Annotated in this window: 19 protein-coding genes and 1 pseudogene; 12 read left to right on the top strand and 8 right to left on the bottom strand. The window is 73.9% G+C overall.

From position 1 onward, the window contains the following. Nucleotides 1–152 precede the first annotated feature (152 nt). Together ACERM0_RS04910 and ACERM0_RS04905 are read left to right on the top strand one after the other, a co-directional pair. Nucleotides 153–3,248 carry a DEAD/DEAH box helicase gene (locus tag ACERM0_RS04910; protein WP_373677400.1) on the top strand — a complete coding sequence of 1,032 codons (3,096 nt, stop codon included), beginning with the start codon at nt 153–155 and terminating at the stop codon, nt 3,246–3,248. Further along, nucleotides 3,245–4,192, top strand: a complete 948-nt coding sequence (locus ACERM0_RS04905) for a hypothetical protein (protein ID WP_373677399.1) — start codon at nt 3,245–3,247, stop codon at nt 4,190–4,192. The genes ACERM0_RS04910 and ACERM0_RS04905 overlap by 4 nt, the downstream gene beginning before the upstream one ends. A gap of 22 nt (nt 4,193–4,214) precedes the next feature. Here ACERM0_RS04905 and ACERM0_RS04900 read toward each other — a convergent pair whose 3' ends face one another. Further along, nucleotides 4,215–6,023 carry an acyclic terpene utilization AtuA family protein gene (locus ACERM0_RS04900; RefSeq protein WP_373677397.1) on the bottom strand — a complete coding sequence of 603 codons (1,809 nt, stop codon included), beginning with the start codon at nt 6,021–6,023 and terminating at the stop codon, nt 4,215–4,217. A 170-nt stretch (nt 6,024–6,193) separates the two neighbouring features. Here ACERM0_RS04900 and ACERM0_RS04895 point away from each other — a divergent pair, with 170 nt between their 5' ends. Beyond that, a complete protein-coding gene (locus tag ACERM0_RS04895; RefSeq protein ID WP_373677396.1) occupies nt 6,194–6,970 on the top strand; it encodes an SDR family oxidoreductase in 777 nt (258 codons plus the stop codon). A gap of 164 nt (nt 6,971–7,134) precedes the next feature. On the opposite strand, the gene ACERM0_RS04890 is transcribed toward ACERM0_RS04895, so the two are convergent. Continuing rightward, nucleotides 7,135–8,346 (bottom strand): S1C family serine protease, encoded by a 1,212-nt coding sequence (locus ACERM0_RS04890; protein WP_373677395.1) that lies wholly within the window; start codon nt 8,344–8,346, stop codon nt 7,135–7,137. Nucleotides 8,347–8,549: 203 nt separating this feature from the next. On the opposite strand from ACERM0_RS04890, the gene ACERM0_RS04885 reads away from it, so the two are divergent. The 3 genes from ACERM0_RS04885 (at nt 8,550) to ACERM0_RS04875 (ending at nt 12,082) form a co-directional block, all read left to right on the top strand. Then, nucleotides 8,550–9,296: a response regulator transcription factor gene (locus tag ACERM0_RS04885; RefSeq protein ID WP_373677394.1), complete on the top strand. Its 747-nt coding sequence runs from the start codon at nt 8,550–8,552 to the stop codon at nt 9,294–9,296. Next, the gene (locus ACERM0_RS04880) at nt 9,293–10,618 is read left to right on the top strand and encodes a sensor histidine kinase (RefSeq protein WP_373677393.1); all 1,326 of its coding nucleotides are present in this window, start codon (nt 9,293–9,295) and stop codon (nt 10,616–10,618) included. The genes ACERM0_RS04885 and ACERM0_RS04880 overlap by 4 nt, the downstream gene beginning before the upstream one ends. 96 nt (nt 10,619–10,714) lie before the next feature. Continuing rightward, nucleotides 10,715–12,082, top strand: a complete 1,368-nt coding sequence (locus ACERM0_RS04875) for a murein hydrolase activator EnvC (RefSeq protein WP_373677392.1) — start codon at nt 10,715–10,717, stop codon at nt 12,080–12,082. 31 nt (nt 12,083–12,113) lie between these two features. Here ACERM0_RS04875 and ACERM0_RS04870 read toward each other — a convergent pair whose 3' ends face one another. From ACERM0_RS04870 to ACERM0_RS04860, 3 genes are read right to left on the bottom strand one after another with little or no spacing between them, the layout of a single operon-like run. Continuing rightward, nucleotides 12,114–12,752, bottom strand: coding sequence for a YitT family protein (locus ACERM0_RS04870; protein WP_373677390.1), 639 nt, complete (start codon nt 12,750–12,752; stop codon nt 12,114–12,116). 10 nt (nt 12,753–12,762) lie between these two features. Continuing rightward, nucleotides 12,763–13,506 carry an N-acetyltransferase family protein gene (locus tag ACERM0_RS04865; protein ID WP_373677388.1) on the bottom strand — a complete coding sequence of 248 codons (744 nt, stop codon included), beginning with the start codon at nt 13,504–13,506 and terminating at the stop codon, nt 12,763–12,765. Nucleotides 13,507–13,529: 23 nt separating this feature from the next. Next, nucleotides 13,530–14,402, bottom strand: coding sequence for a dihydrodipicolinate synthase family protein (locus ACERM0_RS04860; RefSeq protein WP_373677387.1), 873 nt, complete (start codon nt 14,400–14,402; stop codon nt 13,530–13,532). A 143-nt stretch (nt 14,403–14,545) separates the two neighbouring features. On the opposite strand from ACERM0_RS04860, the gene ACERM0_RS04855 reads away from it, so the two are divergent. After that, a complete protein-coding gene (locus tag ACERM0_RS04855) occupies nt 14,546–15,799 on the top strand; it encodes an extracellular solute-binding protein (protein WP_373677386.1) in 1,254 nt (417 codons plus the stop codon). A gap of 13 nt (nt 15,800–15,812) precedes the next feature. Continuing rightward, nucleotides 15,813–17,498, top strand: a pseudogene (locus ACERM0_RS04850) (histidine kinase); the annotation flags it as partial. Between the two features lie 48 nt (nt 17,499–17,546). On the opposite strand, the gene ACERM0_RS04845 reads toward ACERM0_RS04850, so the two are convergent. Together ACERM0_RS04845 and ACERM0_RS04840 are read right to left on the bottom strand one after the other, a co-directional pair. Then, a complete protein-coding gene (locus ACERM0_RS04845; RefSeq protein WP_373677385.1) occupies nt 17,547–18,230 on the bottom strand; it encodes a response regulator in 684 nt (227 codons plus the stop codon). A 265-nt stretch (nt 18,231–18,495) separates the two neighbouring features. Then, nucleotides 18,496–19,293 carry an SURF1 family protein gene (locus ACERM0_RS04840; RefSeq protein ID WP_373677384.1) on the bottom strand — a complete coding sequence of 266 codons (798 nt, stop codon included), beginning with the start codon at nt 19,291–19,293 and terminating at the stop codon, nt 18,496–18,498. A 106-nt stretch (nt 19,294–19,399) separates the two neighbouring features. Here ACERM0_RS04840 and ACERM0_RS04835 point away from each other — a divergent pair, with 106 nt between their 5' ends. Next, nucleotides 19,400–20,338: an acetamidase/formamidase family protein gene (locus ACERM0_RS04835; protein ID WP_373677383.1), complete on the top strand. Its 939-nt coding sequence runs from the start codon at nt 19,400–19,402 to the stop codon at nt 20,336–20,338. Between the two features lie 7 nt (nt 20,339–20,345). On the opposite strand, the gene ACERM0_RS04830 is transcribed toward ACERM0_RS04835, so the two are convergent. After that, entirely contained in the window at nt 20,346–22,046 is a 1,701-nt protein-coding gene (locus ACERM0_RS04830) for an FAD-dependent oxidoreductase (protein WP_373677382.1), read from the bottom strand. An 88-nt stretch (nt 22,047–22,134) separates the two neighbouring features. On the opposite strand from ACERM0_RS04830, the gene ACERM0_RS04825 reads away from it, so the two are divergent. From ACERM0_RS04825 to ngg, 3 genes are all read left to right on the top strand, one after another. After that, nucleotides 22,135–22,941, top strand: a complete 807-nt coding sequence (locus ACERM0_RS04825) for an alpha/beta hydrolase family protein (RefSeq protein ID WP_373677381.1) — start codon at nt 22,135–22,137, stop codon at nt 22,939–22,941. Nucleotides 22,942–23,230: 289 nt separating this feature from the next. Beyond that, on the top strand, nt 23,231–25,051 hold the full coding sequence (locus tag ACERM0_RS04820; protein ID WP_373677380.1) for an N-acetylglutaminylglutamine amidotransferase: 1,821 nt from the start codon (nt 23,231–23,233) through the stop codon (nt 25,049–25,051). Continuing rightward, nucleotides 25,035–26,927, top strand: a complete 1,893-nt coding sequence (gene ngg / locus ACERM0_RS04815; RefSeq protein ID WP_373677379.1) for an N-acetylglutaminylglutamine synthetase — start codon at nt 25,035–25,037, stop codon at nt 26,925–26,927. The genes ACERM0_RS04820 and ngg overlap by 17 nt, the downstream gene beginning before the upstream one ends. Nucleotides 26,928–26,942: the final 15 nt, after the last annotated feature.

Here is a 26,942-nt window from a genome sequence, read left to right as displayed (position 1 = left end):
ACGGTCTCCAGCTACGTACAACGTTCCAAGGGCCGCATTCCTTCCCGACGACCGGCGTCCTGCCCCACCGCGTCCGCACGGCGAGACGCCGGACGGCCGGCCGGCTCCGAACCGTCTACGCTCGTGGGCCGTCTGCCGTCGAGGAGTCACGTTTGGCCGAGCGCGCGCAGCTCACGTTCGTGCCCGGCTCACTGGTCCCCGCCGGCGGCTCCTTCGCGCTGTGGCTCGCGCCGATCGACGGCGGGGATGACACGGACGAGCAGACGTTGCTGCACGCCGTCCGCGCGCTCGACCTGCCCGAGGGCGAGACCGGCACGCTGGCCACGGTCGATCTCGCGGACGGCGGCGTGCGGCCGTGCGAGCGGCCGGCCCGGCTCGTCCCGCTGCTGCCGGCCGTGCGCCGGCTGGCGGCGATGCCCCCGGGTCCGGACTGGCCGGCCTGGTCCCGGCCGGCGCCGGCGGTGCTCGCCTGGAGCGTCGCGGCCAAGCTGGCGCTGGAGTTGGTCGCCGCCGGGCGGCTGCTGCCGGTGTTCCGGGCCGGTGACCACCCGAGCTCGGGCATCGCGTCCTGGCGGGTCGCGGCGCCGTCCGACACGCGCGTGTCCCAGCTGGCCGCGGCGCTGCCCGTGGCGGCCCATGCGGTGCGCCGCCCCTCCGGACAGCTGTGGCGTCCGGCCGAGATGGTCGGCGCGTTCCTCGACGCCGTCGCCGACGCCTGCGCCCGTGAGGGCCGGCGCCCGGAGCTCGATCCCCGCCGGCGCGGCCCCCGGCGCCCGTGGCAGGAGATGTGGGCCGACGCGCTGGCCGGCAGCGACCCGACCGTCGCGCACCTGCGCGTCCCGGCCGACGAGGTCGCCGACGAACTGGAGGAGTGGGCCGGTCCACTGCTCGGGTCGGACCGCGAGGCGGTCGCCCGGCTGGCCGTGCGCCTGGAGCCGCCGGTCATCGGCGACGACGGCGGCGACGACCTGTCCGCGCGGCTGGCCGCGACCGAGGCGACCTGGCGGCTGCACTACCTGTTGCAGTCGACCGCGGACCCCACCGCGCGGCTGGATGCCGCGAACGTCTGGAACGGTGCCGGCGCCGGCCTGGAGCTGGCCGGGCGGCGCCTGCCGGATCCGGAGGCGACGCTGGTCCGCGGCCTGTCGACGGCCGCACGGCTGTTCGCGCCGATCGACCGCAGCCTGTCGGAGTCCCGCCCGGTCGGGCTCGACCTGCGGGCCCGCGAGGTCGCCACGCTGCTCAGCGAGGGGGCTGACGCCCTGGCCGCCGGCGGCATCGGCGTCGAGGTGCCGCCGGAGCTCCGCGACGCCGGCGAGCAGCGGCTGCGCCTGCGCATCCGGATCGGCCGCAGCACCGACCTCGCCCCACGCGTCGAGGGCGCCGACCCCCTGGGCCTGTCGTCCATCGCCGACCTGCGCTACGAGGTGGCCCTCGGCGACGACACGCTCAGCGCGGACGAGTTCGCGGAGATCGTCGCGCTCAAGCAACCTCTGGTCCGCTGGCGTGGCAGCTGGGTCCGGGTCGACCTCGACGAGGTCGACCGGATGGCCGAACTCGCCGGCCAGACCGCCTCGCTGGAGCTGACCGAGGCGCTGGCGGCCGCCCTCTCCGGCCAGCACAAGGTGGCCGACCTCGGCTGGGTCGACGCCGTCGCCGACGGCGCCCTGGGCGAGCTGATCGACCGGTTGCGGCAGGCCGAGGAACCCGGTGACGCCCGCATCGAGCACATCCACGGTGACCTGCGCCCGTACCAGCGTCGCGGCGTCGCCTGGCTGCAGCGCCTGACCGAGCTGGGCATGGGCGGCGTGCTTGCCGACGAGATGGGGCTCGGCAAGACGCTGATGGCCATCGCCCTGCTCACGTCACGCGCCCAGGACCGCCCCCACCTGGTGGTCTGCCCGACCTCCGTCGTCGGCAACTGGGAACGCGAACTGGCGCGGTTCGCGCCCGACGTGCCGGTCCTGCGCCATCACGGGCCCGAACGCGCGATGACCCGCCGGGCCTTCAAGCCCGGCCACGTCACGGTCACCTCCTACGCCCTGCTGCGCCGCGACATCGGGATGCTCGAGGACGTCGACTGGGACGTCGTGGTCTTCGACGAGGCGCAGCAGATCAAGAACGCCGCGTCCAAGGGCGCCCGGGCGGCTCGGTCGCTCACGGCGCGGGCCCGTATCGCGATGACGGGTACGCCGATCGAGAACCGCCTCGCCGAGCTGTGGGCCATCGTCGACGTCACCAACCCGGGGCTGCTCGGCTCGCAGCGGGCGTTCAACGAGCGCTTCGCCGTCCCCGTCGAGCGCTGGCACGACGAGCACGCCGCCACGCGCCTGCGCCGCCTGGTCGCGCCGTTCGTGCTCCGGCGGCGCAAGGCCGACCCCGAGGTGTCGGTCGACCTGCCCCCGAAGCAGGAGCTGACCGTGGCCTGCTCGCTGACCCGCGAGCAGGCGAGCCTGTACCAGGCCGCGATCGACCAGGCGTTCAGCGGCAGGGGCCTGGGCAACACGGCCTTCGAACGCCGCGGGCGCATCCTGGCACTGCTGACTGCGCTCAAGCAGATCTGCAACCACCCCGCCCAGTACCTGCGCGACGCGGCCGGCCCCGATGGCGACCGGCGGCTGCCCAACCGCTCCGGGAAGCTCGCCCGCGCCACGGAGATCCTCGGCGAGATCGTCGACAACGACGAGCGCGCGCTGGTCTTCACGCAGTTCCGCGAGATGGGCGAGCTGCTCGTGCGCCACCTCACCGCGGAGCTCGGCGTGCCGGAGGTCCCGTTCCTCCACGGTGGGCTGCCGTTGCCGCGCCGCGACGCGATGGTGCAGCGGTTCCAGGAGGACGAGGACGCGCCGCCGATCCTGCTGGTGTCGCTGCGTGCGGGCGGGACCGGACTCAACCTGACCCGTGCCAGCCACGTGATGCACTTCGACCGGTGGTGGAACCCGGCGGTCGAGGACCAGGCCACCGACCGTGTGCACCGCATCGGGCAGACGCGGGCCGTCACCGTCCACACGCTGGTCACCGCCGGCACCATCGAGGAGCGCATCGCCACACTGCTGCAGCGCAAACGGGCGCTGGCCGATGCGGTCGTCGAGGCCGGCGAGACCTGGATCACCGAGTTGGACGACGAGGAGCTGCGCGAGCTGGTGTCGCTGTCGACCGCCGACCTCGCCGACGAGGACGACGACGAGCCGGCGACGGTCGGGCCCGGCCGCCCGATGCTGACGTCCATCCCGGGCGGGCGCGCATGAGTGGGCTGTTGAACGGCATCGACGCGCGGCGGTGGTGGGGGCAGCGCTGGCTCGAGGTGCTGGACGCGGCCGGCGCGTCCAACGCCCGCCGTGTCCAGCGCGGTCAGGGCCTGGCGCGCCGCGGCGCGGTCAGCGACGTCACGGTGGAGCCGGGCGTGGTGCGTGGCACCGTTCGCGAGGACCGGTCGGCGCCCTGCGACGTCACCATCACCTGGGAGCTTCCGGGCGAGGACGTCTGGGACCGGGCGTCGGACGCGCTGGCGTCCGAGTTGCGCTTCACCGCGGCGTTGCTCGACGGGCAGCTGCCGGAAGGGGTCGCCCAGGTCCTCGCCGACGTCGGCGTGCCGGTGCTGCCGCACTTCGACGACCTGCACTTCCGTTGCTCCTGTGATCCCGAACGGCGGGTGTGCCAGCACGCGGCCGGGGTCCACACCGTCGCCGGGGCCGCGATCGACCGCGACCCGTTCCTGCTGCTGCGGTTGCGCGGCCGCGATCGGGAGGACCTGCTGCGCGACCTGCGGGCGCGCCGCGGCGGCAACGAGCAGATGATGGCCGAGGAGCTCGACCTGTCCCGCGGGCTGTACGCGGCGCGCGGGGACCTGGACGCGATCTCGCTGCACCCGACGCCGGTCGAGGATCCCTCGGCACTGTTCCAGCGGCTCGGCGACCCACCCGGCGTCGACGACGTCCGACCCTACGTCCGCACGATCGAGCGGGCGGCCGACGGCGCCTGGCGGCTGGCGGCGGGCGAGGGCAGCGACGCCGCCGACGAGGAGCTGCTGCTGACCGAGCTGCGGGCGCAGCGGGTGGGCACGGCGACGTCGCTGGCGGCCGCCCTCGGACGCGACGAGGACGCCATCCGCGAGCAGCTCGACCGGCTGTTCGAGGCCGGCACGGTGCTTCGCACCGGGTCCGGTGACCGCGCCCGTTACCGCGCGACCTGACGACGGAAGCGCCGCGGATCGGTCAGGTCGGCCGCGGCTCGAGCAGCGCGGGCTGGACGGGCACCAGTCGCGAGCGCAGGTACTCGCCCAGGCCCTTGGCCTGCGGGTCCGGCCGCGTCGAGGACGCGACCCCGTCGCCGAGGAGCCCGGGCACGACGACGTTGACGGCCGCGAGGCGGGGCAGGTGGTGCACCCGCACCGGGAGTCCGGCCGCCTCCGGCAGCAACCGACGCACCGCGTCGGCGGTGCCAGCGACCTGCAGGAGCCACGGGTAGTGGTCCGGGTTGCGCACCCACAGCCCCACGTTGGCGATGCCGCCCTTGTCGCCGGAACGCGCACCGGCCAGGACGCCCAGCGGGAGTTGCCGGGTCGTCCCGGCCGTCGGGAGCGCCCCGCCGTCGTGGCCGTCGCCGGACGTGACGTCCCCGCTGCCCGCGCTGCTCACTGCCCCGGCGGGCTCGCCGAGGTCGGCGCCGGTCTGGGTGATCGGCCGACGCCCACCGTCGGGCAGGACCGCGACCTCCTCGACCAGCGCCGCCGGGACCGTCGTGGGCCAGTAGCGGCCGAACGGTTCGGCGTCCGACGGTGGTGCCGTGACCGTGAACCCGGGGTAGGAGGCCAGGCCCAACTCCACGCAGGCGCCGGCGAGCGGGCGGCCGATGGCGTCGGCGTCGTGGTGGTGCACGGTCAGCGTGAGCGAGGCCGTCGCGGCCGCGTTGTCGTCGCTGTCGAGGTGGTCGCTGCGCACCAGACGCCAGTCGACGAGGTCCGGTGCCGCCGCGCGCAGGACCGGGTCCAGCTGGCGGCGCACGAGGTCCGCCTTCGCCTCGACGTCCAGGCCGGTGAGCACGAACGTCACCCGGTTGCGGAAGCCGCCGAAGGCGTTGACGCACACCTTGCTGGTCGACGGCGGAGGCGAACCGCGCACTCCTTCGATCCGGACGCGGTCGTCGCCGTCGGTCGCGAGCCGGATGGTGTCGAAGTGGGCCGTCACGTCGGGGTTGCGGTAGGCCGGCTCACCGAGCTCGTAGAGCAGCTGCGCCGTCACGGTGCCGACGTCGACGCGCCCGCCGGTGCCGGGGTGCTTGGTCACGACACTGGTGCCGTCGGCGTGGACCTCCGCGATCGGGAAGCCGAGGTGCTCCATGCCCGGCACCTCGGTGAAGAAGGCGTAGTTGCCGCCGGTGGCCTGCGCGCCGCACTCGAGGACGTGGCCCGCCACCACCGCACCGGCCAGGCGGTCCCAGTCGCGGCGCGACCAGCCGAAGTGTGCGGCCGCCGGACCCACCACCAGGCTCGCGTCGGAGACGCGGCCGGTGACGACGACCTGCGCACCGGCGTCCAGTGCCGCCGCGATCCCCCAGCCGCCGAGGTAGGCGTTGGCCGTCAGGGCCGGCGCGCCGGCCGCGGCCAACGGTCGGCCGGTGTCGAGGTGTGCGAGTGCGTGCCCGTCGGCCTGGAGTGTCGCGAGTCGGGGCCGCAGGTCGTCGCCCTCGACGTGGCCGACGGCGACGTCGAGCCCCAACTCGCCGGCCAGCTCGCGCAGCGCCGCCGCGAGGCCGGCCGGGTCCAGGCCGCCCGCGTTGACGACCACGCGGATGCCGCGACGAACACAGGGTTCCAGGACCTCGCGCATCTGGCGCAGGAACGTCTTCGCGTAGCCGACGCCGCCGGGTTTCTGCTGCGCGCGCCACAGGATCAGCATGGTGAGCTCGGCGAGGTAGTCGCCGGTCAGCACGTCCAGGGGGCCGCCCTCGACCTGCTCGCGGGCGGCGGCGAACCGGTCGCCGTAGAAGCCGGAGCAGTTGCCGATCCGCAACGGCGCGTCCATCGCTGCCTCCCGGGGTCCCGCCGGCCGGTCGCCGGGACCGTAGCGAACTGGAACGTTCGGCCGGTGATCGTTCCCGTTCCGACGGTGCGGCTACGGTCGCGGCGACGTCGCCGCGCCTGCCGCGGCCACGTGATCCCGAACCCGACGGTGGACACCGTCACGGAGGACCCATGGACATCGAGCAGCTGTTCGCGGTGCGCGACAAGGTCGTCGTGGTGACGGGCGGATCGCGGGGGATCGGCGAGATGATCGCCCGCGGCTTCGTCGCCGCCGGCGCCAGGGTCTACATCTCGTCGCGGTCCGTGGAGGCTTGCGAGGCGCTGGCCGACGAGTTGTCCGCGACCGGTACGTGCGTCGCCCTGCCGGCCGACCTGTCGTCGAGCGACGGGGTGCACCAGCTGGCCTCCCAGGTGGCCGAACGCGAGGACCGCGTGCACGTGCTGGTGAACAACGCCGGCGCCACGTGGGGCGCGCCCTTCGACGAGTATCCCGAATCCGGCTACGACAAGGTCATGGACCTCAACGTGAAGTCGGTCTTCCTGCTCACGCAGGCGCTCGCGTCGCGGCTACGGGCGGCCGCGACCGAGGAGGACCCCGCGCGGGTCATCAACATCGGCTCGATCGACGGTGGCTTCCACGTCCCGGCGTTCGAGAGCTACGCCTACTCGGCCTCGAAGGCCGCCGTCCATCAGCTGTCCCGACACCTCGCGAAGTTCCTCGCGCCCGACCGGGTCACGGTGAACGCGATCGCGCCGGGCCTGTTCCCCTCGAAGATGACGAAGGTGGTCATGGCGCACGAGGAGGAGGTCGTCGCGACGATCCCGTTGGGGCGCGTGGGCCGGGCCGAGGACATGGCGGGCATCGCGATCTACCTCGCCTCCCGTGCCGGCGCCTACACCACCGGGGCGGTGATCCCGGTCGACGGTGGCCACGCGACCTGCCGCTGAAGCCGGTGACACGAGCGGACCCCGGCCGCTGGGGGATGCAGCCGGGGTCCGGAGGCCGACGCGAGAGCCGGGTGGAGAGAGGCCCGGCATGCGGTGACGACGCCGCGTCGGCCGCGTCCGGCGAGCCGGGGGGCGGCGGCGCCGGACGGTCTGGGAGGATGCGGTCAGTTCTGGTTGGGCCGTTCGCCGAGGGTGACGGTGGTGGTCTGCTCCGCGCCGTCGCGGAGGTAGGTGACGGTGACCTCGTCGCCCGGCTGGTACTGCTGGATGCGCCCGGCCAGGTCGATCATGCTGGTCACCTCGAAGTCGTCGATGCGCACGATGATGTCGCCCGGCTGCAGCCCCGCGTCCGCCGCGGGGCCGTCGGGGACCTCGGCGAGGACGGCACCCTGCTCGACCGGCAGGTTGTAGAGCCGGGCCACGTCCGGATCGACGGTCTGCCCGGCGATGCCGAGGAAGGCGTGGCGGACGGCGCCGTTCTCCAGCAGCTGGTCGGCGACGTTGCCGACCGTGGTCGCCGGGATGGCGAAGCCGATGCCCTCGTTGCCGCCGCCGCTGCTGGCGATGGCGGTGTTGACGCCGATGACCCGCCCTTCGCCGTCGACGAGCGCGCCGCCCGAGTTGCCGGGGTTGATCGCGGCGTCGGTCTGCAGCAGGTCGACGAGGTTGGCCTCGGCGGTCGCGACGTTGCGGCCGAGGGCGCTCACGATGCCGGCGGTGACGGACCCGTCGAGCCCGAACGGCGAACCGATCGCGACGGCCGTGTCGCCGACGGCGGGCTGGTGTTCCGCGTCGGCCCACACCGGCACGGGCAGGTCGGTCGCGTCCACGCGCAGCACGGCCAGGTCGGAGCTCGGGTCCGTCCCGACGATCTCGGCCGGCAGACGTTCCCCGTCGGGCAGCGTGACGGTGATGTCGCTGGCGTTGGCGACCACGTGGTTGTTGGTCACCAGGATGCCGTCGGCGCGGTACACGACGGCGGAACCGGAGCCGGCGCCGACCGGCCCGCTGGCGTCGACGCGCGCCACGGACGGGGACACCTGCTGGGCGATCGCGCCGATGACGCTGCTCGAGGTGTTCGCGGTGGCCGGCGCCTGCTCACCTGGTGCGGGCTCGGCGGTCGCGGGCCCGGCGGCACCGTCGTCGTCGAGGAACTGGGCCGGGACGACCACCGCGCCGGCACCGAGTGCACCCGCCAGCGCGGCCGCCACCAGGTGACGTGCGCGCAGCGGCCTGGGCCGGGACTCGTCGACCGGTGCCTCGGGTGGGGGCGGCGGGGGCGGCGGCGCGTAGGAGGTGACGGTGGGCTCGGCGGGCACGGTCGTGTCCGGGGCGGCGCTCGCCCGGCTCGTCTCGGGGCCCGTCCGGTGATCCATCGTCGCCTCCTCCTTCGTCGGTGCGCGGGGGACCTCACCTCGCCGTCGCGACGGTACGGACGCGTGGGTGAGCGCTCGTCAGGGCCCAGGTAAGGAAAGGGTGAAGACGGGCGGTCGCGGCCCAAGAAGGCGCGCCGATACCGGTTCCACGCGTCGCGACCGCCGTAGGCTGGCCGGGCCGCGAACGAAGGTCGGAGGTGGACGTGAGCGACGCGCCGGCGCGGGTGCTCCTGGTCGAGGACGACGACGGGATCGCCCGGCCGCTGGTGACGGCCCTGTCCGCCAGCGGTCACCAGGTGGTCCGGGTGGCAACCGGGCGCGAGGCGCTGACGGCCGCGCGCGACGCCGACGCGGTCGTGCTCGACCTCGGGCTGCCCGACGTCGACGGCATCGAGGTGTGCCGGCGCCTGCGCCGCGACCTGGGGGCCGACCTGCCGATCCTCGTGCTTACGGCACGCACCACGGAGACCGAGGTCGTCGTGGGTCTGGACGCCGGCGCCGACGACTACGTCGCCAAGCCCTTCCGCCTCGCGGAGCTGCAGGCCCGGCTGCGCGCCCTGTTGCGCCGCGCCGCCGCCGCCCGCCCACCGCTCGCCCGGGAACTCGTCGTCCGTGACGTACGACTGGACCCGGCCGCGCGGCGCGCCTGGCTCGGAGGCGAGGAGCTCGAGCTGTCCCCGAAGGAGTTCGACCTGCTCGCACTGCTGCTGGCGCGGGCGGGCAGCGTGGTGACGCGTGACGAGCTCGCCCGCGAGGTCTGGGACACCCGCTGGATGGGCGCCTCGAAGACCATCGACGTGCACGTCTCGTCGTTGCGACGCAAGCTCGGTGACGACCCGGCCGAGCCCCGCTACATCAGCACGGTCCGGGGTGTGGGCCTGCGCTTCGAGCCCACCGATCCCACCGGCGAGGGCGCCCCCCCGGCGGATGGGCGGGACACCCTCGCATGAGGCAGCGCCTGCTGGTGTCGGCCGTGGCCCTGGTGATGACGGCGCTGCTGGCGTTCGCGCTGCCGTTGGCGTGGTCGGTCCGTGGGCTGCTCGAGGGCCGGGCCGTGGACTCGCTGCAGAGCACGGCCGAACCATTCGGCTTCCTGCTCGACACCTCGCGCAACTGTCCGGAGCTGCAGCTGCGGGTCGTGCAGTTGCGCGACCTGGCCGTCGTCGTCAGCGTCATCACGGTCGAAGGGGGACTGGTGGCCACGACCGCGCCGGACGGCCGCCCGAGCATCGGTCCCGAGGTGGCCGAGGCGGGCGCCGGGGTGCCCGGCCGGGCCGTCGGCGACGGGCGGGTCGCGGTGGGCGTGCCGCTGTCGACGCAGGTCTGCGGGCAGCCCGTGCTGCTGCACATGGTCGCCGACGACGCCACGCTGCGGGCGCAGGTACGTGGCGCCTGGCTGCTGATCGCGGGCGTGGCGGCGGCCGTGGCGGCGACGGCCGCCGGCGTCGCCTGGCTCGTCGGTCGCCGCCTCGCGAAGCCGTTCGAACGGCTGGCCACGTCGGCGGGTCGGCTGGGCGACGGCGACTTCAGCGCCCGTGCGCCGCGCAGCGGCCTGCCCGAGGCCGACCGCATCGCGGACGCGCTCGACGACACCGCCGCGCGTCTGGGGCGTTCGGTCGACCGGGCGAACGCGTTCGCGGCCGACGCGTCCCACCAGTTGCGCACCCCGTTGACGGCCCTGCGGCTGCACCTGGAGACCCTCGCTGCCGCCCAGCCCGGCCCGTCGGTCGACGCCGCACTGGAGGAGGCGGACCGGCTCGAGCGCACGATCGACGAACTGGTGGCGTTGACCCGCCCCGACACGGCGGCCCGGGAGCTCGACCTGGCCACGCTGGTCCGCGACCGGTTGCCGGTGTGGGAGGACCTCGCGGAGCAGCGCGGCCGCAACCTGGTCTTCGAGGCGTTGCCGGTCCCGCCCGTGCGGGTCCGGCCCGGTGCCGTTGGTCAGGCGTTGCAGGTGCTCCTGGACAATGCCCTCCGTCACGCCACGGGAACGATCACCGTGCGGCTGGCACCGGCGCTGCCCGACGAACCGGACGGCGCGGTCCGCGTGTGCGTGCTGGACGAGGGGCCGGTCGCGGTGCCGGCGCCCGCCCCGACCGAGGACGGCTTGCCGGCCCGCGTCGACGACGACCCTGCCGCGGCCGGCGGGCGCGGGCTCCCGCTCGCCCGCGCGCTGATCCACGCCGAGGGTGGTGAGCTCAGCATCGCCATCGGCCCGGACGGCAGCACGGCCTGCCTGCTGCTGCCCGGTGCCCGCGCGCGCCCTTGAGTGTTCGTGGCGAATGGCCGATGACACTCGTCAGGGGCGGTACGGTTCCGCGCTGCATTCCGTCGCGCCCCGCGCTCCGCGATGCGAAGGAACGTCGTGCTCGGCCCCAGGACGCCCGGACGGGGACGTCTGCGTGTGGTCGCGGCTCTCGCCGCGATCCTGCTCGTCGTCCCCGCCGCCGCCGGCGCCCAGCCGCGCGACAGCGGTGAGGTCGCGGACGAGCTCGACCAGGCCGAGCGCCGGGCGGATCGGCTGTCGGACGAACTCGGCCGTGTGCAGTCGGAGATCGACAGCGCCGAGGAGGAGCTCGCCCAGCTCGCCGTGCGCCTGGACGACGCCCGGGGCCGGCTCCGGGCCGCCGAGGGCCAGGTGGCGCTGGCCGAGGCCGCACTCGAGGATGCGCGGGCCGAGCAGGCCGAGGCCGAGGCCGACCACCGCCGGGCCGAGGACGTGCTCGCACGCACCGAGGAGCGACTGCGCCGCGAGGAGCAGCTGCTCACCGAGCAGATCGTGGAGAGCTTCAAGTACGGCACGGTCGGCGCGACCCGCGGCGCGATGGTGCTCGAGGTGCTGCGGCGGGCCGAGGACCCCAACACGTTCGCCGTCGGCATGAAGCAGCTGAAGGTCGTCGTCGACACGCAGGAGTCGACCGTCCAGCAGGTCTTCGAGCTGCGGCAGACGCGGTCGCAGCAGGCCGAGGACGCCGCGCGGGCGCGCGGCCGGGCCGCCCAGGCCGCGGCAGAGGCGGCGGAGACCCTCGAGGTGGTGCAGGACCTGCGCGCGCAGGCCGAGGAGCTGGCCGCGGAGATCGAGGCCGACGAGGCGCGCCAGCGCGACGTGTTGGCGTCCCTGCAGGCCGACGCCCAGGCGACCTCGGCGCTGCTGTCGCGCGTCGACGAGCGCCGGGCCGAGCTGGAGACCGAGCTCGCGGAGCGTCGCGCCCAGGAGGAGGCCGAACGGCGGGCCCGCGAGGAGGCCGAACGGCGGGCCGCTGAGCGCGCCGGCGCCGGTGCCGGCCGCAGCGCCGGCGGGCCCAGCGTCGACGGCGGCTACTGCCCCGTGGTGGGCGCGGTCGCCGGTCGCGACTTCAGCAACGACTGGGGCTACCCGCGGTCCGGCGGGCGCACCCACGAGGGCACGGACGTGTTCGCGGCCCGCGGCGCACCGGTGGTCGCGATCGCCGACGGGGTCGTCCTGCGCACCAACCCGGCCGACGCACCGACCAGCCTCGGCGGCATCACGGTCACGTACCGGACCGCCGACGGCAGCGAGTGGTACAACGCCCACCTCGACACCATCGCGGCCGGAATCGTGCCGGGCGCCAGCGTGTCGGCGGGGGAGACGATCGGCACGGTCGGCAACACCGGCAACGCCAGGACCACGCCGCCGCACCTGCACCTCGGCCGTCGTGTCGGTGGCTCGTGGGTGAACCCCTACCCGACGATCGCGCCGCTCTGCCGCTGAGCCGCGCCGGCCGTGCCGGACGCCGGCCGCGTCAACGTGCCGAGCCCATGCCGGGCGGCGGCGTGGTGGGGGCGTCGCGGACCGACAGCCGCGGCAGTGCCACGTGCACGATCGGGCCGATCGCGAGCGCGAAGACCACGGTCCCGACCCCCACCGTGCCGCCGAGCAGCCAGCCACCGGCCAGCACCGACAGCTCCAGCGCCGCACGCACGCCTCCCACCGGCAGCCCGCGACGGGCGAGGCCCGTCATGATCCCGTCGCGCGGGCCCGCCCCGAGCCCGGCCCCGATGTAGAAGCCCGAGCCGACGCCGAACAGCACCGGCCCGGCCGCCATCAGCACCCAGCGCAGCCAGGCCTGCGACGGTGTGTCGAGGAACAGCAGCGTCACGTCGATCACGACGCCGATGACGAGCACGTTCAGCACGGTCCCCAGGCCCGGACGCTCGCGCAGCGGCAGCCAGCCGCCCAGGACGAGCACGCCGACGAGGATGCCGACGGTCCCGATCGGGATCCCACTGCGGTTCGACAGCCCCTGGTGCAGCACGTCCCACGGGCCGAGCCCGAGGTCGGCGGCCACCATGACGGCGATTCCCAGGCCGCACAGCACGAGCCCCGCCATCAGGCGGGGCATCCGGCGGCGCAACTCGGCGCGGGAGTGGGGCACGAGCATCCCGCGGACGTTACCGCTCGCGCCGGTCGAGCCACGGCTCGACCCGGTCACGGACGGTGGCGAGCTCGTCCTCGTCGTCCCCGATGCCGGCGAGGCCCTTGAGGCGGCTCCAGATGGGCGGGAACAGGCTGATGAGGTGCCGCTGGCCGCGCGCCGCGCCGAGGAAGGCCCGGCCTGCGGCCGAGTCGGGCAGCTCCTCCAGCGTGCTCGGCAGCGGCAGGTCGACGCGCCACAGGTTCTCGTTCTCGCGTTCCCGCCGCCCACCGAGGTGCTCGAACACCTCCAGCATGGCGTTGTTGCCGTCGAGCACGTAGCTGCGGAAGGTGGTCACGCCGTTGGCGCGGGCACGGTCGGCGAGCGCACCCAGCAGCAACGTGCCGGCGCCCTGCCCGTGGTACTCGTCGGCCACGGTGATCGCGGCCTCGGCCACGTGCTCCTCGTAGGGCTCGCGGACGTAGCGCGCCACACCGACGCCAGGTCGCTCCGGGTGGAGCAGGTCGATGGCCACCACCGCCTCGTGGTCCACGTGGTCGACCTCGGACAGGTAGGTCAGCTGCTCGTCGGTGAGCTCGTCCAACACGGTGTGGAAGCGCAGGTAGCGCGACGCCGGTGACAGTTGCCGGAAGCCGGCCGCCAGCCGCTCGCGGTCCTCGGCTTGGATCTGGCGCACCAGCACCGGCGTCCCGTCGCGCAGCTCGACGCGGCGCTGCCACAGCTCGCCGTCGGGCTGGTCGCGATCGTCGTCTGCGGGCACGGGGGCTCCCTGCTCGGATGGGCTCAGCTGCCCGGGTACGGGGCACTCACGTCGGCGCCGACCTGCCGCAGGCGTCGCGTGATCGCCAGCTTCGACGCCGCCGCCAGCGGCGCGCCTTCGCGGACGCGCCCCGACGACAGCACACCACGCTGACGCCAGGCCTCCTTGCGCACACGCAGCCCCGGGCTGCCCACCTCCAGACGCAGCCAGGGCAACAGTTCGAGGTAGGCGTCCCACGCGGCGCCGGCATCCTCGGCACGGTAGCGGGCCACGACCTCCACGAGCCGTTCGGGGACGGCGCATCCGGCCACCGTGCCCACCGCGCCGGCCTCGACCTCCTCGGGCAGGAACAGCGCGGCCAGGCCACCGACCCCCGCGCTCGCACCACCGGCCAGCACCGCCAGCAGATCGCCTGGCGGTGCCTCCTCCACGACGACGACCGCGGCGCCGATCTCCGTCGCCAGCGCGGCGAGCTCGTCGCCGCTGCGGCGCGCGCCCGTGACGGCTGGGTGGTGGTGCAGCCACAACGGCAGGCCCAGTTCGGCGACCTCGCCCAGCGGTGCCAGCGGGTCGCTGCCGGCGGGCACCGGCGCCACCAGCAGGTCCGCGCCAGCGGCCGCGGCGGCGCGTGCGAGCGCCAGTGTCCCGGCGCCCGGCGGACCGAGGCCGACGCCGACGGGCAGCCCGGCGGCGCCACGCCGCGTGGCGGCCACGACGTCGCCGATCTCTTCCACGCGCAGGGAGGTGACCTCGCCGGTGGTCAGTCCCAGGACGTTCACGCCGTCGACGCCGGCCGCCGCGACGGTGGCCGCGAGCGCCGCCTGACCGTCGAGGTCGAGCGTGGCGTCGTCATGGAATGCGGTCGGCAGGAACGGGACGGTGCGGAAGTCGGCCATGCCGGCACGCTACCGTGCGTCGCCGGGCACCTGCGCACCAGGTGAGGGAGATCGTCGCCCACGCGGCGCGGTGCCTTGGGTTGGTGGACGTTCGGCCGATGGCTGTGCAACGCTGAGGTCCCGTGGGCGGAGGACGGTGGCAGGTGCGCGCGGTACCGACCCTTGCGCTGTTCGCCGTGCTCGCGGCTGGGTGCACGGCGTCGGCCGTCCCGGCCGAACCGACGCTCCTGCGCGTCATCATGGCCGACGACTGGGCCAGTGCGCCGGCGGTGCGTGACGTCCTCGACGCCTTCGAACGCGACCACGAGCAGGTCCAGGTCCAGGTCCAGGCCGTGCCGTTCTCGCAGATCCCCGACCTGGTGTCCGCCGCACAGGACCTCGAACAGCCCTACGACCTCGCCCACTGGCACGCCTTCGCCGCGGCCGCCGCGGACCTCGCCGAGCCGCTCGGTGCGCAGTGGCGGGACGCCGGGTTGCGCGCCGACGAGTTCCTTCCCGGTGCCGTGGAGGACGTCACCTGGCTGGGCGAGCCCTACGGTGTCCCGCTCGACACGAACGCCCTGGTGCTCCTCACCGACCTGAACGCACTCGAGGAGGCCGGGGTCGCGAGCCCCGGCGAGCTGCGGACCATGGAGGGCTTCCACGCGGCGGCCGAGAAGGTGGTGGCCGGAGGCGGCGCCCAGTGGATGCTGCCGATCTCGACGAGCAGCTGGCAGGCCTACGGCTGGATCCGTGCCTTCGGCGGCGAGCTGCTGCGCATCGACCAGGCGACCGGCGAGCCGACGTTCACCTTCGACCATCCGCGGACCGTCGCCGCGCTGGAGTTCCTGGTCGACCTCATCCGGACCGATCTCGCGCCCGGCCCCTACGGCGCGGACCTGGCTGCGGACACGGTGCAGGCGTTCGCGTCCGGCCAGGTGGCGACCCACGCCACCGGCTCCTGGGACCTCAACATCGTGGCCCGCAGCGCCGACCGCGACCTGCGCGTCGGGGTGCTGCCGCTGCCGCAGGCGGACCCGGACGAGCCGGTGACCGTCCTCGGCGGTTCCAGCCTGTTCGTGCCGACCGGCGCCGAGCAGCCCGAGTTGGCCTTCGAGCTCGCGCTGCGACTGATCGACGACGACGTGGCCCTGCGCCTGGCCGAGGAGGAGGGCCGCCTGCCGGCCCGCATCCGGGTCTTCGACGCGCCGCTGTTCACGGAGGACCCGCTGCTCAGCACCTTCGTGCAGCAGCTGCCCAACGCCCGCGTGATGCCGTTGATCGCCTATCCGGACGTGGCGCAGGCCTTCTCCGAGGCGCTCAACGACATCCTGTCCGGCCACCGGCCCGCGGTCGAGTCGATGGCCGACCTGCAGGAGTTCGCCGAGGCATGGCTGGCCTCGGACACGGGCGCGTGATGCGGGCGGCGCCATGAGCTTCCTGCGGGCGGCACTCGATCGCGAGGCATCCCTGCTGCCGAAGATCCTGGCGGCCTTCCTGGCCGTCCTGGTTCTCGCCAGCGGTGTCACGCTGGTACTGGAGACCCGCCTGACCCGCGAGGCGGTACAGGAGCAGGCGCGGGTACTGACCGTCGAGCAGGGCAACGCGCTGGACTACGAGGTCCAGCGTGACGGGCTGCGCATCAACCTGCTGCTGAGCACCCTCGCCCAGCAGATGCTCAGCGACACGCCCGATCAGGACGCCTTCGAGCGCGGCCTCGCGGACCTGCTGTCGACGGTCGGGACGAGTGACTCGAGCCTGGAGCTCGGCGCCGTCATCGATCTGTCCACCGGTGAGCTGCTCCAGCGGCTGCCTGCGCGCACGACGGTCGCGGCGCCGTACCCCGAACAGCTGGCGAACGCCCCGGTCTCCGCCTTCCAGGGCCAGCGGGTGGTCCGGCTGGAGAGCGGGGAGTGGGGCCTGGTGTACGCCTTCCCGGTCCGCCGCGTCAGCGAGCAGTTGCTCGTCGTCGTGGGCTTCGCCCTCTCCGACGCCCACGCGCGCAGCGTCGAGCGCCAGACCGGTGTCGACCGCGTGGAGATCGTGGTGGACGGCCGGGTCATCGCCTCGTCGGACGGCGAGGCGGTCGGGGACCCGGCGCTGGCCGATCCGACGCTGCAACGCCAGACGCAGGAGGTGGGTGACCGTCGCCTGGTGCGCTACGTCGCCATCGGGGCCGAGCGCAACTGGGGGCACGCGGCGGCGATCGGCCTGGTGACGGCCGACCCGCTCGCCGCGCTGGACGCCCGGCTGACGCGGACCCGCGCACTGATGGTCACCTTGCTCATCGTGCTCGGTGGGGCGCTGGCCTTCGCCATGGCACGGGTGATGACCCGCCCGATCCTGGCGCTGACCGACACCGCGACGGCCATCGCTGCGGGCGACCTCGAGCGCTCGTTCCAGGTCGAGCGCCGCGACGAGATCGGCATGCTGGCCGGCGCCCTGGAGCGCATGCGTCGGGCCCTCCGTGCGCAGCTGCTGGTGATCCGTCAGCAGGCCGAGGCCCTGCAGGAAGCGGCACGACGCATCGTCGGCGTGCAGGACGCCGAGCGACAGCGGGTCGCGCAGGACCTCCACGACGGCATCCAGCAGCAGCTGGTCGTGTTGCGGATGCAGGTCGGCGCCGCCCGGCACCAACTGCGCGACGACGCCGCGAAGGTCGACGAGGTGACCGAGCGGCTCGCCGACTCGATCGACGGCATCCTCGACGAGTTGCGCGCGACGGGACAGGCGCTGTTCCCGTCGATCCTGCGCGACCGCGGCCTGGGCGGCGCGCTGCACAGCCTCGCCAGCCGCTCCGAGACGCCGATGAGCGTCACCCTGGAGCCGGACCCCTTGCCACGGGTCGACGAGGACGTGGAGACCAACGCCTACTTCCTCATCTCCGAGGCGGTCACCAACGCGCTCAAGCACGCGCACGCGACCCGGATCCGGGTCGACGTACGCCACGAGGGGGACATGCTGCGGGTGAGCGTGGGCGACGACGGCATCGGCTTCCGCCCGGAGCGCACGACCCGATCCGGCGGCGTCGTGCACCTGCGCGACCGGGTCAATGCCCTGGGCGGATCGCTGCAGTTGCTGTCGCGCCCCGGCGAGGGCACCTCGATGACGGCCCTGCTGCCGCTGACCAGGTCGCGACCATCCGTCGGCGGCGACGGCGAGCCCTCAGTCGGGGGAGCGCTGGAGGTAGAACAGGACGGCGGCGACCCGCCGGTTGAGCTCGAGTTCCTCGGACAGACCGAGCTTCCGGAAGATGGAGTTGGTGTGCTTCTCCACCGACCGGTCGGTGATCGACAGCTCCCGCGCGATCGCGACGTTCCCCCGTCCTGACGCCATCAGCGCCAACACCTCGAGTTCGCGCGGGGTGAGTCCAGCCAGCTTGGAGGCGGTGCGACGGCGCTGTGCCTCCAGCAGGCCCTCGACGATCCGCGGGTCGAGGATCGATCCGCCGGCGCGGACCTCCTCGATGGCCTGCACCAGGCGGTCGGCGTCGCCGAGCCGTTCCTTCAGCAGGTAGGCGACGCCGTCCGAACCGTGCTTGAGCAACTCCAGCGCGTACTCCGGGTCCGCGTGCTGCGAGAGCACGACGATGCCGGTGCCACGGCGCATCTCGCGGATCCGGTGCGCCAGTTCGATGCCCTCGGTCGTGAAGGTCGGCGGCATGCGGATGTCGAGCATGACGACGTCCGGGTCGTGCTGCTCGAGCAGCTCCAGGACACCCTGCGGGTCGCCCGCCGCGCCCAGGACCTCCAGGCGCGGATGGGCGGCGAGCACCGACCGGGCACCTTCGCGCACGAGGTAGTCGTCTTCGGCGATCAAGAGCGTCGTGCGGGCCGATCCGGACGGCAAGGGCCACCTCCTGCTGCGCCCCGGAGACTAGGCAGCCGCCAACGTCTCCGTGGCCGGCAGCGGTGGTGCTAGCACCACCTTGCAAGTCACGTAGGGGCACGGTTCCGTCGCGGACCCGGCCGTGCGACCATGTCGAAGCGCTCGGCACGGGAGCGACCAACCGGTGAACACCGGAAGGTCGCGGGGGCGCGGACGAAGAAGGGGTCCCGCGAGCAGGTGGCCGCGCGGGGGGCGGCCACAACTCGCGGGTTTTCGTCCGCGGGAGTCAGCCGGCCACCCGCGCGGGGGGCGCGGGTGGCGCTGACTTCTCGCTCGCGTCCGGATCGTCACCACGGCCGCGGCGCTTCCACAGCCAGGCGCCGTAGGTCACGACCGCGAGCAGTGCGAACGCGTGCCACTGCATCGCGTAGGAGAAGTGGTTGCGCTCGTCGAGCACGGGCGGCTCCGGCGGGACCGGCAACGCGTCGTAGGCGACGACCTCGTCGGTCTGCACCCGCACCACCATCGGGTACAGCTCACCGTCGACCTGGCGGTCGAGTCGCGCCGTGTCCGTGTGGAACACGCGTGCGAGGTCGCCCCCGGGCGGGTCCTGCGGCCCGAAGTCGGGCTGGGGGACCGGCCGCTCGAGGATGCCGGCGATCTGCACCGTCCCCGACGGCGGGGCCGCCTCGGCGACCGGTGGCGTGTCCAGCGCCGACGGTACGAAGCCGCGCCGGACGAGCACGACGCCACCGCCCTCGAGTTCCAGCGGGGTCAGGACCGAGAAGCCCTGCTGGTTGTTGTGTTGGGCCCCGCGCTGCAGCACCTCCTGCTCCGGCCGGAAGATCCCGCGGGCCGTCACCCGGCGGTACTCCAACCCCGCCTCGTCGACGGGGCGTTCGTCGACCAGCGTCGCGAGTTCGACCGGCGGTGCCTGCAGGCGCTCCTCGAGCAGGGCGTTGTTGGCACGTACCTGCGCCAGCCGGTCCAGTTGCCACTGCCCGAGCGCGACACAGGTGACGGCCACGAGCAGCACGAGCACGTGGCTGAGGAGCGCGGTCGGCCGCAGCAGGTCCTTGAGCATCGTCCGGCAGCGTACCGACGGTCGGCATCCCGACCCACGGTGCGGCGGCGCGCCCTACGGTCGCGGGCGGGCGCAGCACGCCCCGGCGCCATGGAAGGTCGCGACGATGCACACCCTGCACCACCGGGACGGTCACCACGGCTGGGACCGGACGCTCGCGCCGCGCCTCCGGATCGCACCCGGGGAGACCGTCGAGTTGCGGCTGGCCGACTGCTTCGACGGTCAGCTCGGCGCCGACGCCACGGCGGCCGACGTGGCCGCCTTGGACCTCGGGCGTGCCAACCCGCTGACCGGTCCGCTGACCGTGGAGGGCGCCCGACCCGGTGACGCGCTGGCCGTCGAGGTGCTGGCGCTGGACGTCGGCGCCCGCGGCTGGACCACCCTGATCCCCGGCTTCGGGTTGCTCGCCGACGAGTTCCCCGACCCGCACGTGGTGGTGTCCGAGGTGCGCGACGGGGTCGTCGAGGTCGGCGGCTTCGCCCGCGTGGCGGCCCGGCCCTTCCTCGGCACGGTCGGCGTGGCGCCGGCGGCACCGGGGCCGCACTCGGTGATCCCGCCCCGGAACGTCGGGGGCAACCTCGACTGCCGCGACGTGCGCGCCGGCGCGACCCTGCTGCTGCCCGTCGAGGTTCCGGAGGCGCTGCTGTCGATGGGCGACCCGCATGCCGCCCAGGGCGACGGCGAGGTCTGCGGCACCGCGGTGGAGACGACCGGCACCGTCTCGATCCGTGTCGACGTCGTGCGTGGCCGGGCGCCGGCCGCGCCGCAACTGGAGCTGCCGCGCGGAGCACCGCCGGCGTCGGGCCCGCGGCTGCTGACCACCGGGGTCGGTCCCGACCTCCACGTCGGCGCCCGCGACGCCACCCGGGCGATGATCGAGCGGCTGGGCGAGGAGCACGGTCTCGACCCGGCCGACGCCTATGCGCTGTGCTCGGTCGCGGCACACCTGCGGATCCTCGAGGTGGTCGACGCGCCGAACTGGGTCGTCGGCCTGGAGCTGGACCTCGACGTCCTGGCCGGCGGACCGGGCAGGCCCGGCAGCTGACCGGGGGTCAGCCGGCGCCGCCGACCCGAACGTCGCGGGCGCCCATGCGGGCGGCGTCGGCGGTGCGGTCGTCCGGCATCCGTTGCGACTCCACCTCGGCCGCCACCCGTGCCTCGTAGTGCTCGATCTCCCGGGCGATGTCGTCCTCGTCCCAGCCCAGTACCTCGCCCATCAGCGGGGCGACGTCCGTCGCCGCGGCCAGGCCGCGGTCGAAGGTCTCGATCGAGATCCGGGTGCGCCGGGTGAGCAGGTCGTCGAGGTGCAGCGCACCTTCATGGCTGGCGGCATGGACCGCCTCGACCTTGAGGTAGTCCTCGGCGCCGGCGATGCGGGCGCCGAGCTCCGGGCGGTCGGCGAGCAGATCGAGCAGCTCCTCGACGCGTGCGCCGTACCGGGACAGCAGGTGCTCGATGCGACTCGGGTGCAGGCCGACCTCGTCGGCGAGCCGGTGGCGCCGGTTCCACAATGCGTGCCAGCCCTGCGCGCCCAGCAACGGCGTGCGGTCGGTGACGCTCGGCGGCACCCGCTGGCGCAGGTTGCGTGCCGCCGCGTCGACGGCGTCCTTGGCCATCACGCGGTAGGTCGTGTACTTGCCGCCGGCGATGGTGATCAGGCCCGCGACGGTCTGGGCCACGGCGTGCTCGCGCGAGAGTTGGCTGGTGGCCTCCGACTCGCCGAACAGCAGCGGACGCAGGCCGGCCTGGACGCCTTCCACGTCGGCGTGGGTCAGCGGGGTGCGCAGCACCTTGTTGACGCGGTCGAGCAGATACTGGATGTCGCGTGCCGACGCGGCCGGGTGGGCGAGGTCGAGGTCCCATTCCGTGTCGGTGGTGCCGATGAGCCAGTGCCGGCCCCACGGGATCACGAACAGCACGCTGGTCTCCGTGCGCAGGATCAGCCCGGTGTCCGCGTGGATGCGGTCCTTCGGTACGACGAGGTGGATCCCCTTGGACGCGCGCACGCGGATCCGCCCTCGGCCGGCCATCTCCTGGATCCGGTCGGCCCACACGCCGGTCGCGTTGACGACCTGCCGGCCCCGCACCTGCAGGTCCTCGCCGCCTTCCTGGTCGCGGGCCTGCACGCCGACGACCCGTTCGCCCTCGCGGAGCAGGCCGGTGACCCGGGTCGAGGTGAGCACCGCCGCCCCGTAGGCGGCGGCGGTGCGCGCGACCTCCATGGTGTGGCGGGCGTCGTCGACCTGCGCGTCCCAGTAGCGCACCGCGCCCACGAGCGCGTCGCCACGCAGCGCCGGCGCCAGCCGCAGCGCGCCACGGCGCGACAGGTGCTGGTGGCGTGGCAGCTGTCGCGCCCCGCCCAGGGTGTCGTAGAGCGTGACCCCGGCGGCCACGTAGCCGCGCTCCCAGACCGCGTGCTGCAGGGGATAGAGGAACGACACCGGGCGCACGAGGTGCGGTGCCAGCTCGTTCAGGAGCAGGCCACGTTCGCGCAGCGCCTCCCGCACGAGCCCGAAGTTCAGCTGCTCGAGGTAGCGCAGACCGCCGTGGATGAGCTTCGAGGAGCGGCTGGACGTGCCCGCGGCGAGGTCGCGCTGCTCGAGGAGCGCCACGGTCAGCCCACGCGTCGCGGCGTCCAGGGCGATCCCCGCGCCGGTCACCCCACCGCCGATGACGACGAGGTCGAACGTCTCGGCGCGCAGGCGTGCGAGGTCGCGGTGACGACGCTCGGGCGAGAGGGCGGCGTGCTCCACGGCATGGGCCTTCGGCGGACGACGGGTGGGGCGAGGAGCGTAGGCGAGTAGCGTGCGCGCCCCGACGCCGCCGGAAGGACCCGCTGCCGTGCGAACCGAGCGCTACGGCCCCGCCACCGACCAGGTCGCCGACCTGTGGTTGCCGGACGGGGACCTGCCCGAGACCGGCTGGCCGGTCGTCGTGCTCGTCCACGGCGGCTTCTGGCGCCACCAGTACGTCCGCGACCTGACCGAGCCGCTCGCGCGCGACCTGGCCAGGCGCGGGTTCGCGGTCTGGAACGTGGAGTACCGGCGGGTGCCCCCTCCCGACCGGGTGATCCCCGACGAGGACCGCGGCGGTTGGCCGAACACACTCCTGGACGTGGCGGCGGCCGTCGACGCGCTGGCCGACCTCGACGCGCCGCTGGACCTCACCCGCGTCGCGGTGGTCGGCCACTCCGCCGGTGGCCACCTCGCGCTGTGGCTCGCCGGCCGATCACGGCTACCCGCGGGTGCGGTCGGTGCCGCCCCCCGGCTGGTCCCGACCGTCGCCGTCGGACTGGCACCGGTCGCGGACCTGCGGCGCGGCGAGCGCGACGGCATGGGCAGCGGCGCGATGGCCGACCTGCTGGGCGGCGCGTCCTCGGACGTGCCCGAGCGCTGGGACCTCGCCGACCCCGTGCAGCTGGTCGGCCACGGCGTGCCGGTCCTGCTCGTCCACGGCGAGGACGACGACAGTGTGCCGCTGGCACAGTCCGAGGCCTACGCCGCGGCCGTCACCGCCGTCGGGGACGAGGTCGAACTGCTCGTGGACACCTGCGAGCACATGGCGGTCATCGACCCGGACGAGCCGCTCTGGCAGCGTGCGGCCGCCTGGCTCGAGCAGCGCTGCGACGCGGCACCAGCGCACTCCTGACTCGGCGAGACGTACGGCACCCGTGTCGTGTGACCCCTGACGAGCAGGACCGGCCGCGTCGCCGGCCGGCGGGCCGCCTGTCCGGGTGGACCCGCAAACGGTGAGGCTGCCCGATCGGTCAGTGCCCGGAGGTTGAGGGGTCCCGCGGCACTCGACAGGCTCGGGGCAACGTCGAGGTGGCCGTCGCGGCCGGGCGTGTGGCGGCCACCGAGGGGTGCGGCCCCGCTACGCCACCCGCCCCTGCGGCCACCACGCATGCTGCCAAACGGACACGAAGGAACCCCCCGACATGTGCGGTTTCAGCGGTGAACTCCGATTCGACGGTGCGACGCCGGACGTCGGTGCCGTCTACCGGATGACCGGACGGATGATCTCGCGCGGACCGGACGGCGAAGGCATCTGGTCGGCGGGCCCGATCGCGATGGGACACCGACGCCTGTCGATCATCGACCTGTCCTCGTGCGGCAACCAGCCGATGCACGACGCGCGGCTCGGCCTCACGCTCGTCTTCAACGGCTGCATCTACAACTACCAGCCGCTGCGCGAGGAACTGCAGGCCGAGGGCTACGAGTTCTTCTCCACCTCCGACACCGAGGTGGTCCTCAAGGCCTACCACGCCTGGGGCGACCGCTTCGTCGACCGCCTGCAGGGCATGTTCGCCTTCGTCATCCACGAGCGGGGCACCGGCCGCACCTTCATCGGTCGGGACCGGTTCGGTATCAAGCCGCTGTACGTCGTCGACGAACCGTCGCGCCTGCGGTTCGCCTCCAGCCTGCCGGCGCTGGTCGCCGGTGGGGGCGTGGACACCTCGATCGATCCGGTGGCCCTGCACCACTACCTCACCTGGCACTCGGTCGTGCCGGCGCCGCGCACGATCCTCAACGGCGTGCGCAAGGTGCCGCCGGCGACGACCATCGCCATCGAGGCCGACGGGTCGCGGACGACGACCGAGTACTGGCGGCCCAACTTCACGCGCGACCCCGACCGTGCCGACTGGACGGCGCACGACTGGGAGGACGCGGTCCTCGACGCGATGCGCAGCGCCGTGCAGTGGCGCCTGGTCGCCGACGTGCCGGTCGGGGTGCTGCTCTCGGGCGGACTCGACTCGTCGCTGGTCGTCGGCCTGCTCGCGGAGGCCGGTCAGAAGGGCCTCAACACCTTCTCCATCGGGTTCGAGTCGTTCGGCGGTGAGGAAGGCGACGAGTTCAAGTACTCCGACGTCATCGCGGAGCACTTCGAGACCAATCACCACCGCCTGCGCATCGACACCGAGCGCATGCTGCCGGCGTTGGACCAGGCCATCCACGCCATGAGCGAACCGATGGTCAGCCACGACGCCGTGGCCTTCTACCTGCTCAGCCAGGAGGTCAGCCAGCACGTCAAGGTCGTGCAGTCCGGCCAGGGCGCCGACGAGGTGTTCGCCGGCTACCACTGGTACCCGCCGATGCAGGCGCTGACCGACGAACTCGGCGAGGCCGACCGCGAGCGGCTCGTGGCGGCCGCCGTCGAACGCTACGCCCAGGCGTTCTTCGACCGCCCGCACGAGGAGATGGCCGCGCTGGTCGCGCCCGACCACCTCGTCGACGAGGACGTCTCGCGCCGCTTCGTCGCCGAGCACTTCGCCACGGCCGGTGCGCAGACCGCCACGGACATGGCGTTGCGGCTGGACTCGCAGATCATGCTGGTCGACGACCCGGTGAAGCGGGTCGACAACATGACGATGGCGTGGGGCCTGGAGGCCCGGGTGCCGTTCCTGGACCACGAGGTGCTGGAGGTCGCCGCCCGGATCCCGCCCGAGCTCAAGCTCGCCCAGGAGGGCAAGGGCGTGCTCAAGGAGGCCGCCCGGCGCGTCATCCCGAACGAGGTGATCGACCGGCCGAAGGGGTACTTCCCGGTGCCGGCGCTGAAGTACCTGCAGGGCCCGTACCTGGACCTGGTGCGCGACGCCCTGCACGCACCGGAGGCCCGCGAGCGTGGGCTGTTCCGGCCCGAGGCGGTGCAGCAGCTGTTGGGTGACCCCAACGGCCAGCTCACGCCGCTGCGTGGCAACAAGCTGTGGCAGCTCGCGCTGCTCGAACGGTGGCTGCAGACCCATGACGTCCGTCCGTGACCCGGACGGCGACGACCGGCATCGACGTGGAGGAGATCCGGTGAACCCGCAGTCCCAGCGGGGTGTGCGGGCTGCCCGCGGGCACGTCCGAGACGCCTCCAAGCCCAGCCACGGGTCACGCCTGTCGACGCGTTCCTGGGACGTGCGCCCGCCCCACCTGACGACGGACCTCGTCCCCGACGTCGCCCTGGAGTGCGGCTGGGGCCGGCTGATCTTCGGCCAGACCTTCGCCACGCACGACGACCTGGTCAAGACCGTCTCCGAGGAGGAGGCGGGCCGCCGCGACATCTGCCTGTACGTGCGCGAGCCCCACGTCCTGGTCGCCCGCGCGCCGCAGGAGCTGTTCATCGACCCGAGCCACACCTACCGGATGTGGCTGCACCAGCACCGGGCCGCCCGCGATCCGGTCCGCGGCGTCATCGTGCGGGACATGCGCTCGCAGAGCGACGCCGACGCGGTCAACCGGATCTACACGGCGGCCGGCATGGTGACCGCACCGGCCGAGGTGTTGTGGGCGAACCAGCGCACGGCCACCTTCACCTACCTCGTCGCCGAGGACGCCGACACGGGCGAGGTCATCGGCACCGTGACCGGCGTGGACCACCGCCTCGCCTTCAACGACCCCGAGGACGGCACCAGCCTGTGGTGCCTGGCCGTCGATCCCCAGACGACACGGCCCGGCGTCGGCAAGGCGCTGGTCGGCACGCTGCTCGACCGCTTCAAGGCGCGCGGGCGGGCCTACCTCGACCTGTCGGTCGTCCACGACAACGAACCGGCGATCGGCCTGTACGAGAAGCTCGGTTTCGTCCGCGTGCCGGTGTTCTGCGTCAAGCGCAAGAACCCCATCAACGAGCGGCTGTTCGCGGCGGCGCCGGCCGAGCGACTCGACGACCTCAACCCCTACGCCCGGATCATCGCCGACGAGGCGCTGCGTCGCGGCATCTCCGTCGAGGTGCTGGACGCGGAGAGCGGGCTGCTGCAGCTCACCCACGGCGGGCGAAGCGTGCAGACCCGCGAATCGCTGTCCGAGCTCACCACCGCCGTCGCCATGAGCAAGTGCGACGACAAACGGTTGACGAACCGGCTGCTGGCCGAGGCGGGCCTGCGCGTCCCGCGCGGTGCCCTCGCCAGCGGCGACACCGAGGACGAGGTCCTGCTCGAGGAGCTCGGCGAGCTGGTGGTCAAGCCGGCTCGCGGGGAGCAGGGACAGGGCATCACCGTCGGCGTGACGAGCGTCGACGAGCTGCGCGAGGCGATCCGCCGCGCGGAGACGTACTGCCCCAACGTGCTGCTCGAGGAGTGCGTCAGCGGGCAGGACCTGCGCATCGTGGTGATCGGCCACCACGTCGTCGCGGCGGCCATCCGGCGACCGGCGACCGTGATCGGGACCGGCGAGCACAGCGTGCGCGAGCTGATCGAGTCCACGTCACGGCGCCGCTCGGCGGCGACCGGCGGTGAGTCGGCCATCCCGATGGACGAGGTCACGGAGAAGGCCTGCATCGACAACGGCTACGCCCTCGACGACGTGCTACCCGAGGGCGAGGAACTGGAGGTCCGCCGCACCGCCAACCTCCACACGGGCGGCACCATCCACGACGTCACGCAGCGGCTGCATCCGGCGCTGGCGGAGGCCGCCGTGCGGGCGAGCCAGAAGCTCGACATCCCGGTGGTGGGGCTGGACCTGCTGGTCCCGGACGTGAGCCGCGACGAGTACGTGTTCATCGAGGCCAACGAGCGCCCTGGGCTGGCCAACCACGAGCCGCAGCCGACGGCGGAGAAGTTCATCGACCTGCTCTTCCCGGCCACCCGTGCCCTGCCGCGTGGTTGGGAGCCCGGCGCGGTCGGCGCCGACCACGCCGCCGCCGGGTCGGAATGAGCGGACGGTAGCGTC

It is taken from the genome of Egicoccus sp. AB-alg2 (assembly GCF_041821065.1).
In the GTDB taxonomy this organism is placed as follows: domain Bacteria; phylum Actinomycetota; class Nitriliruptoria; order Nitriliruptorales; family Nitriliruptoraceae; genus Egicoccus.
This window is presented reverse-complemented; position numbering and strand designations above follow the sequence as displayed.

Coding starts and splice junctions, on each gene's coding strand:
- ACERM0_RS04905 (WP_373677399.1), top strand. CDS start 3,245: ATGAGTGGGCTGTTGAACGGCATCGACGCGCGGCGGTGGTGGGGGCAG.
- ACERM0_RS04900 (WP_373677397.1), bottom strand. CDS start 6,023: ATGGACGCGCCGTTGCGGATCGGCAACTGCTCCGGCTTCTACGGCGAC.
- ACERM0_RS04895 (WP_373677396.1), top strand. CDS start 6,194: ATGGACATCGAGCAGCTGTTCGCGGTGCGCGACAAGGTCGTCGTGGTG.
- ACERM0_RS04890 (WP_373677395.1), bottom strand. CDS start 8,346: ATGGATCACCGGACGGGCCCCGAGACGAGCCGGGCGAGCGCCGCCCCG.
- ACERM0_RS04880 (WP_373677393.1), top strand. CDS start 9,293: ATGAGGCAGCGCCTGCTGGTGTCGGCCGTGGCCCTGGTGATGACGGCG.
- ACERM0_RS04870 (WP_373677390.1), bottom strand. CDS start 12,752: ATGCTCGTGCCCCACTCCCGCGCCGAGTTGCGCCGCCGGATGCCCCGC.
- ACERM0_RS04860 (WP_373677387.1), bottom strand. CDS start 14,402: ATGGCCGACTTCCGCACCGTCCCGTTCCTGCCGACCGCATTCCATGAC.
- ACERM0_RS04840 (WP_373677384.1), bottom strand. CDS start 19,293: ATGCTCAAGGACCTGCTGCGGCCGACCGCGCTCCTCAGCCACGTGCTC.
- ACERM0_RS04835 (WP_373677383.1), top strand. CDS start 19,400: ATGCACACCCTGCACCACCGGGACGGTCACCACGGCTGGGACCGGACG.
- ACERM0_RS04820 (WP_373677380.1), top strand. CDS start 23,231: ATGTGCGGTTTCAGCGGTGAACTCCGATTCGACGGTGCGACGCCGGAC.
- ngg (WP_373677379.1), top strand. CDS start 25,035: ATGACGTCCGTCCGTGACCCGGACGGCGACGACCGGCATCGACGTGGA.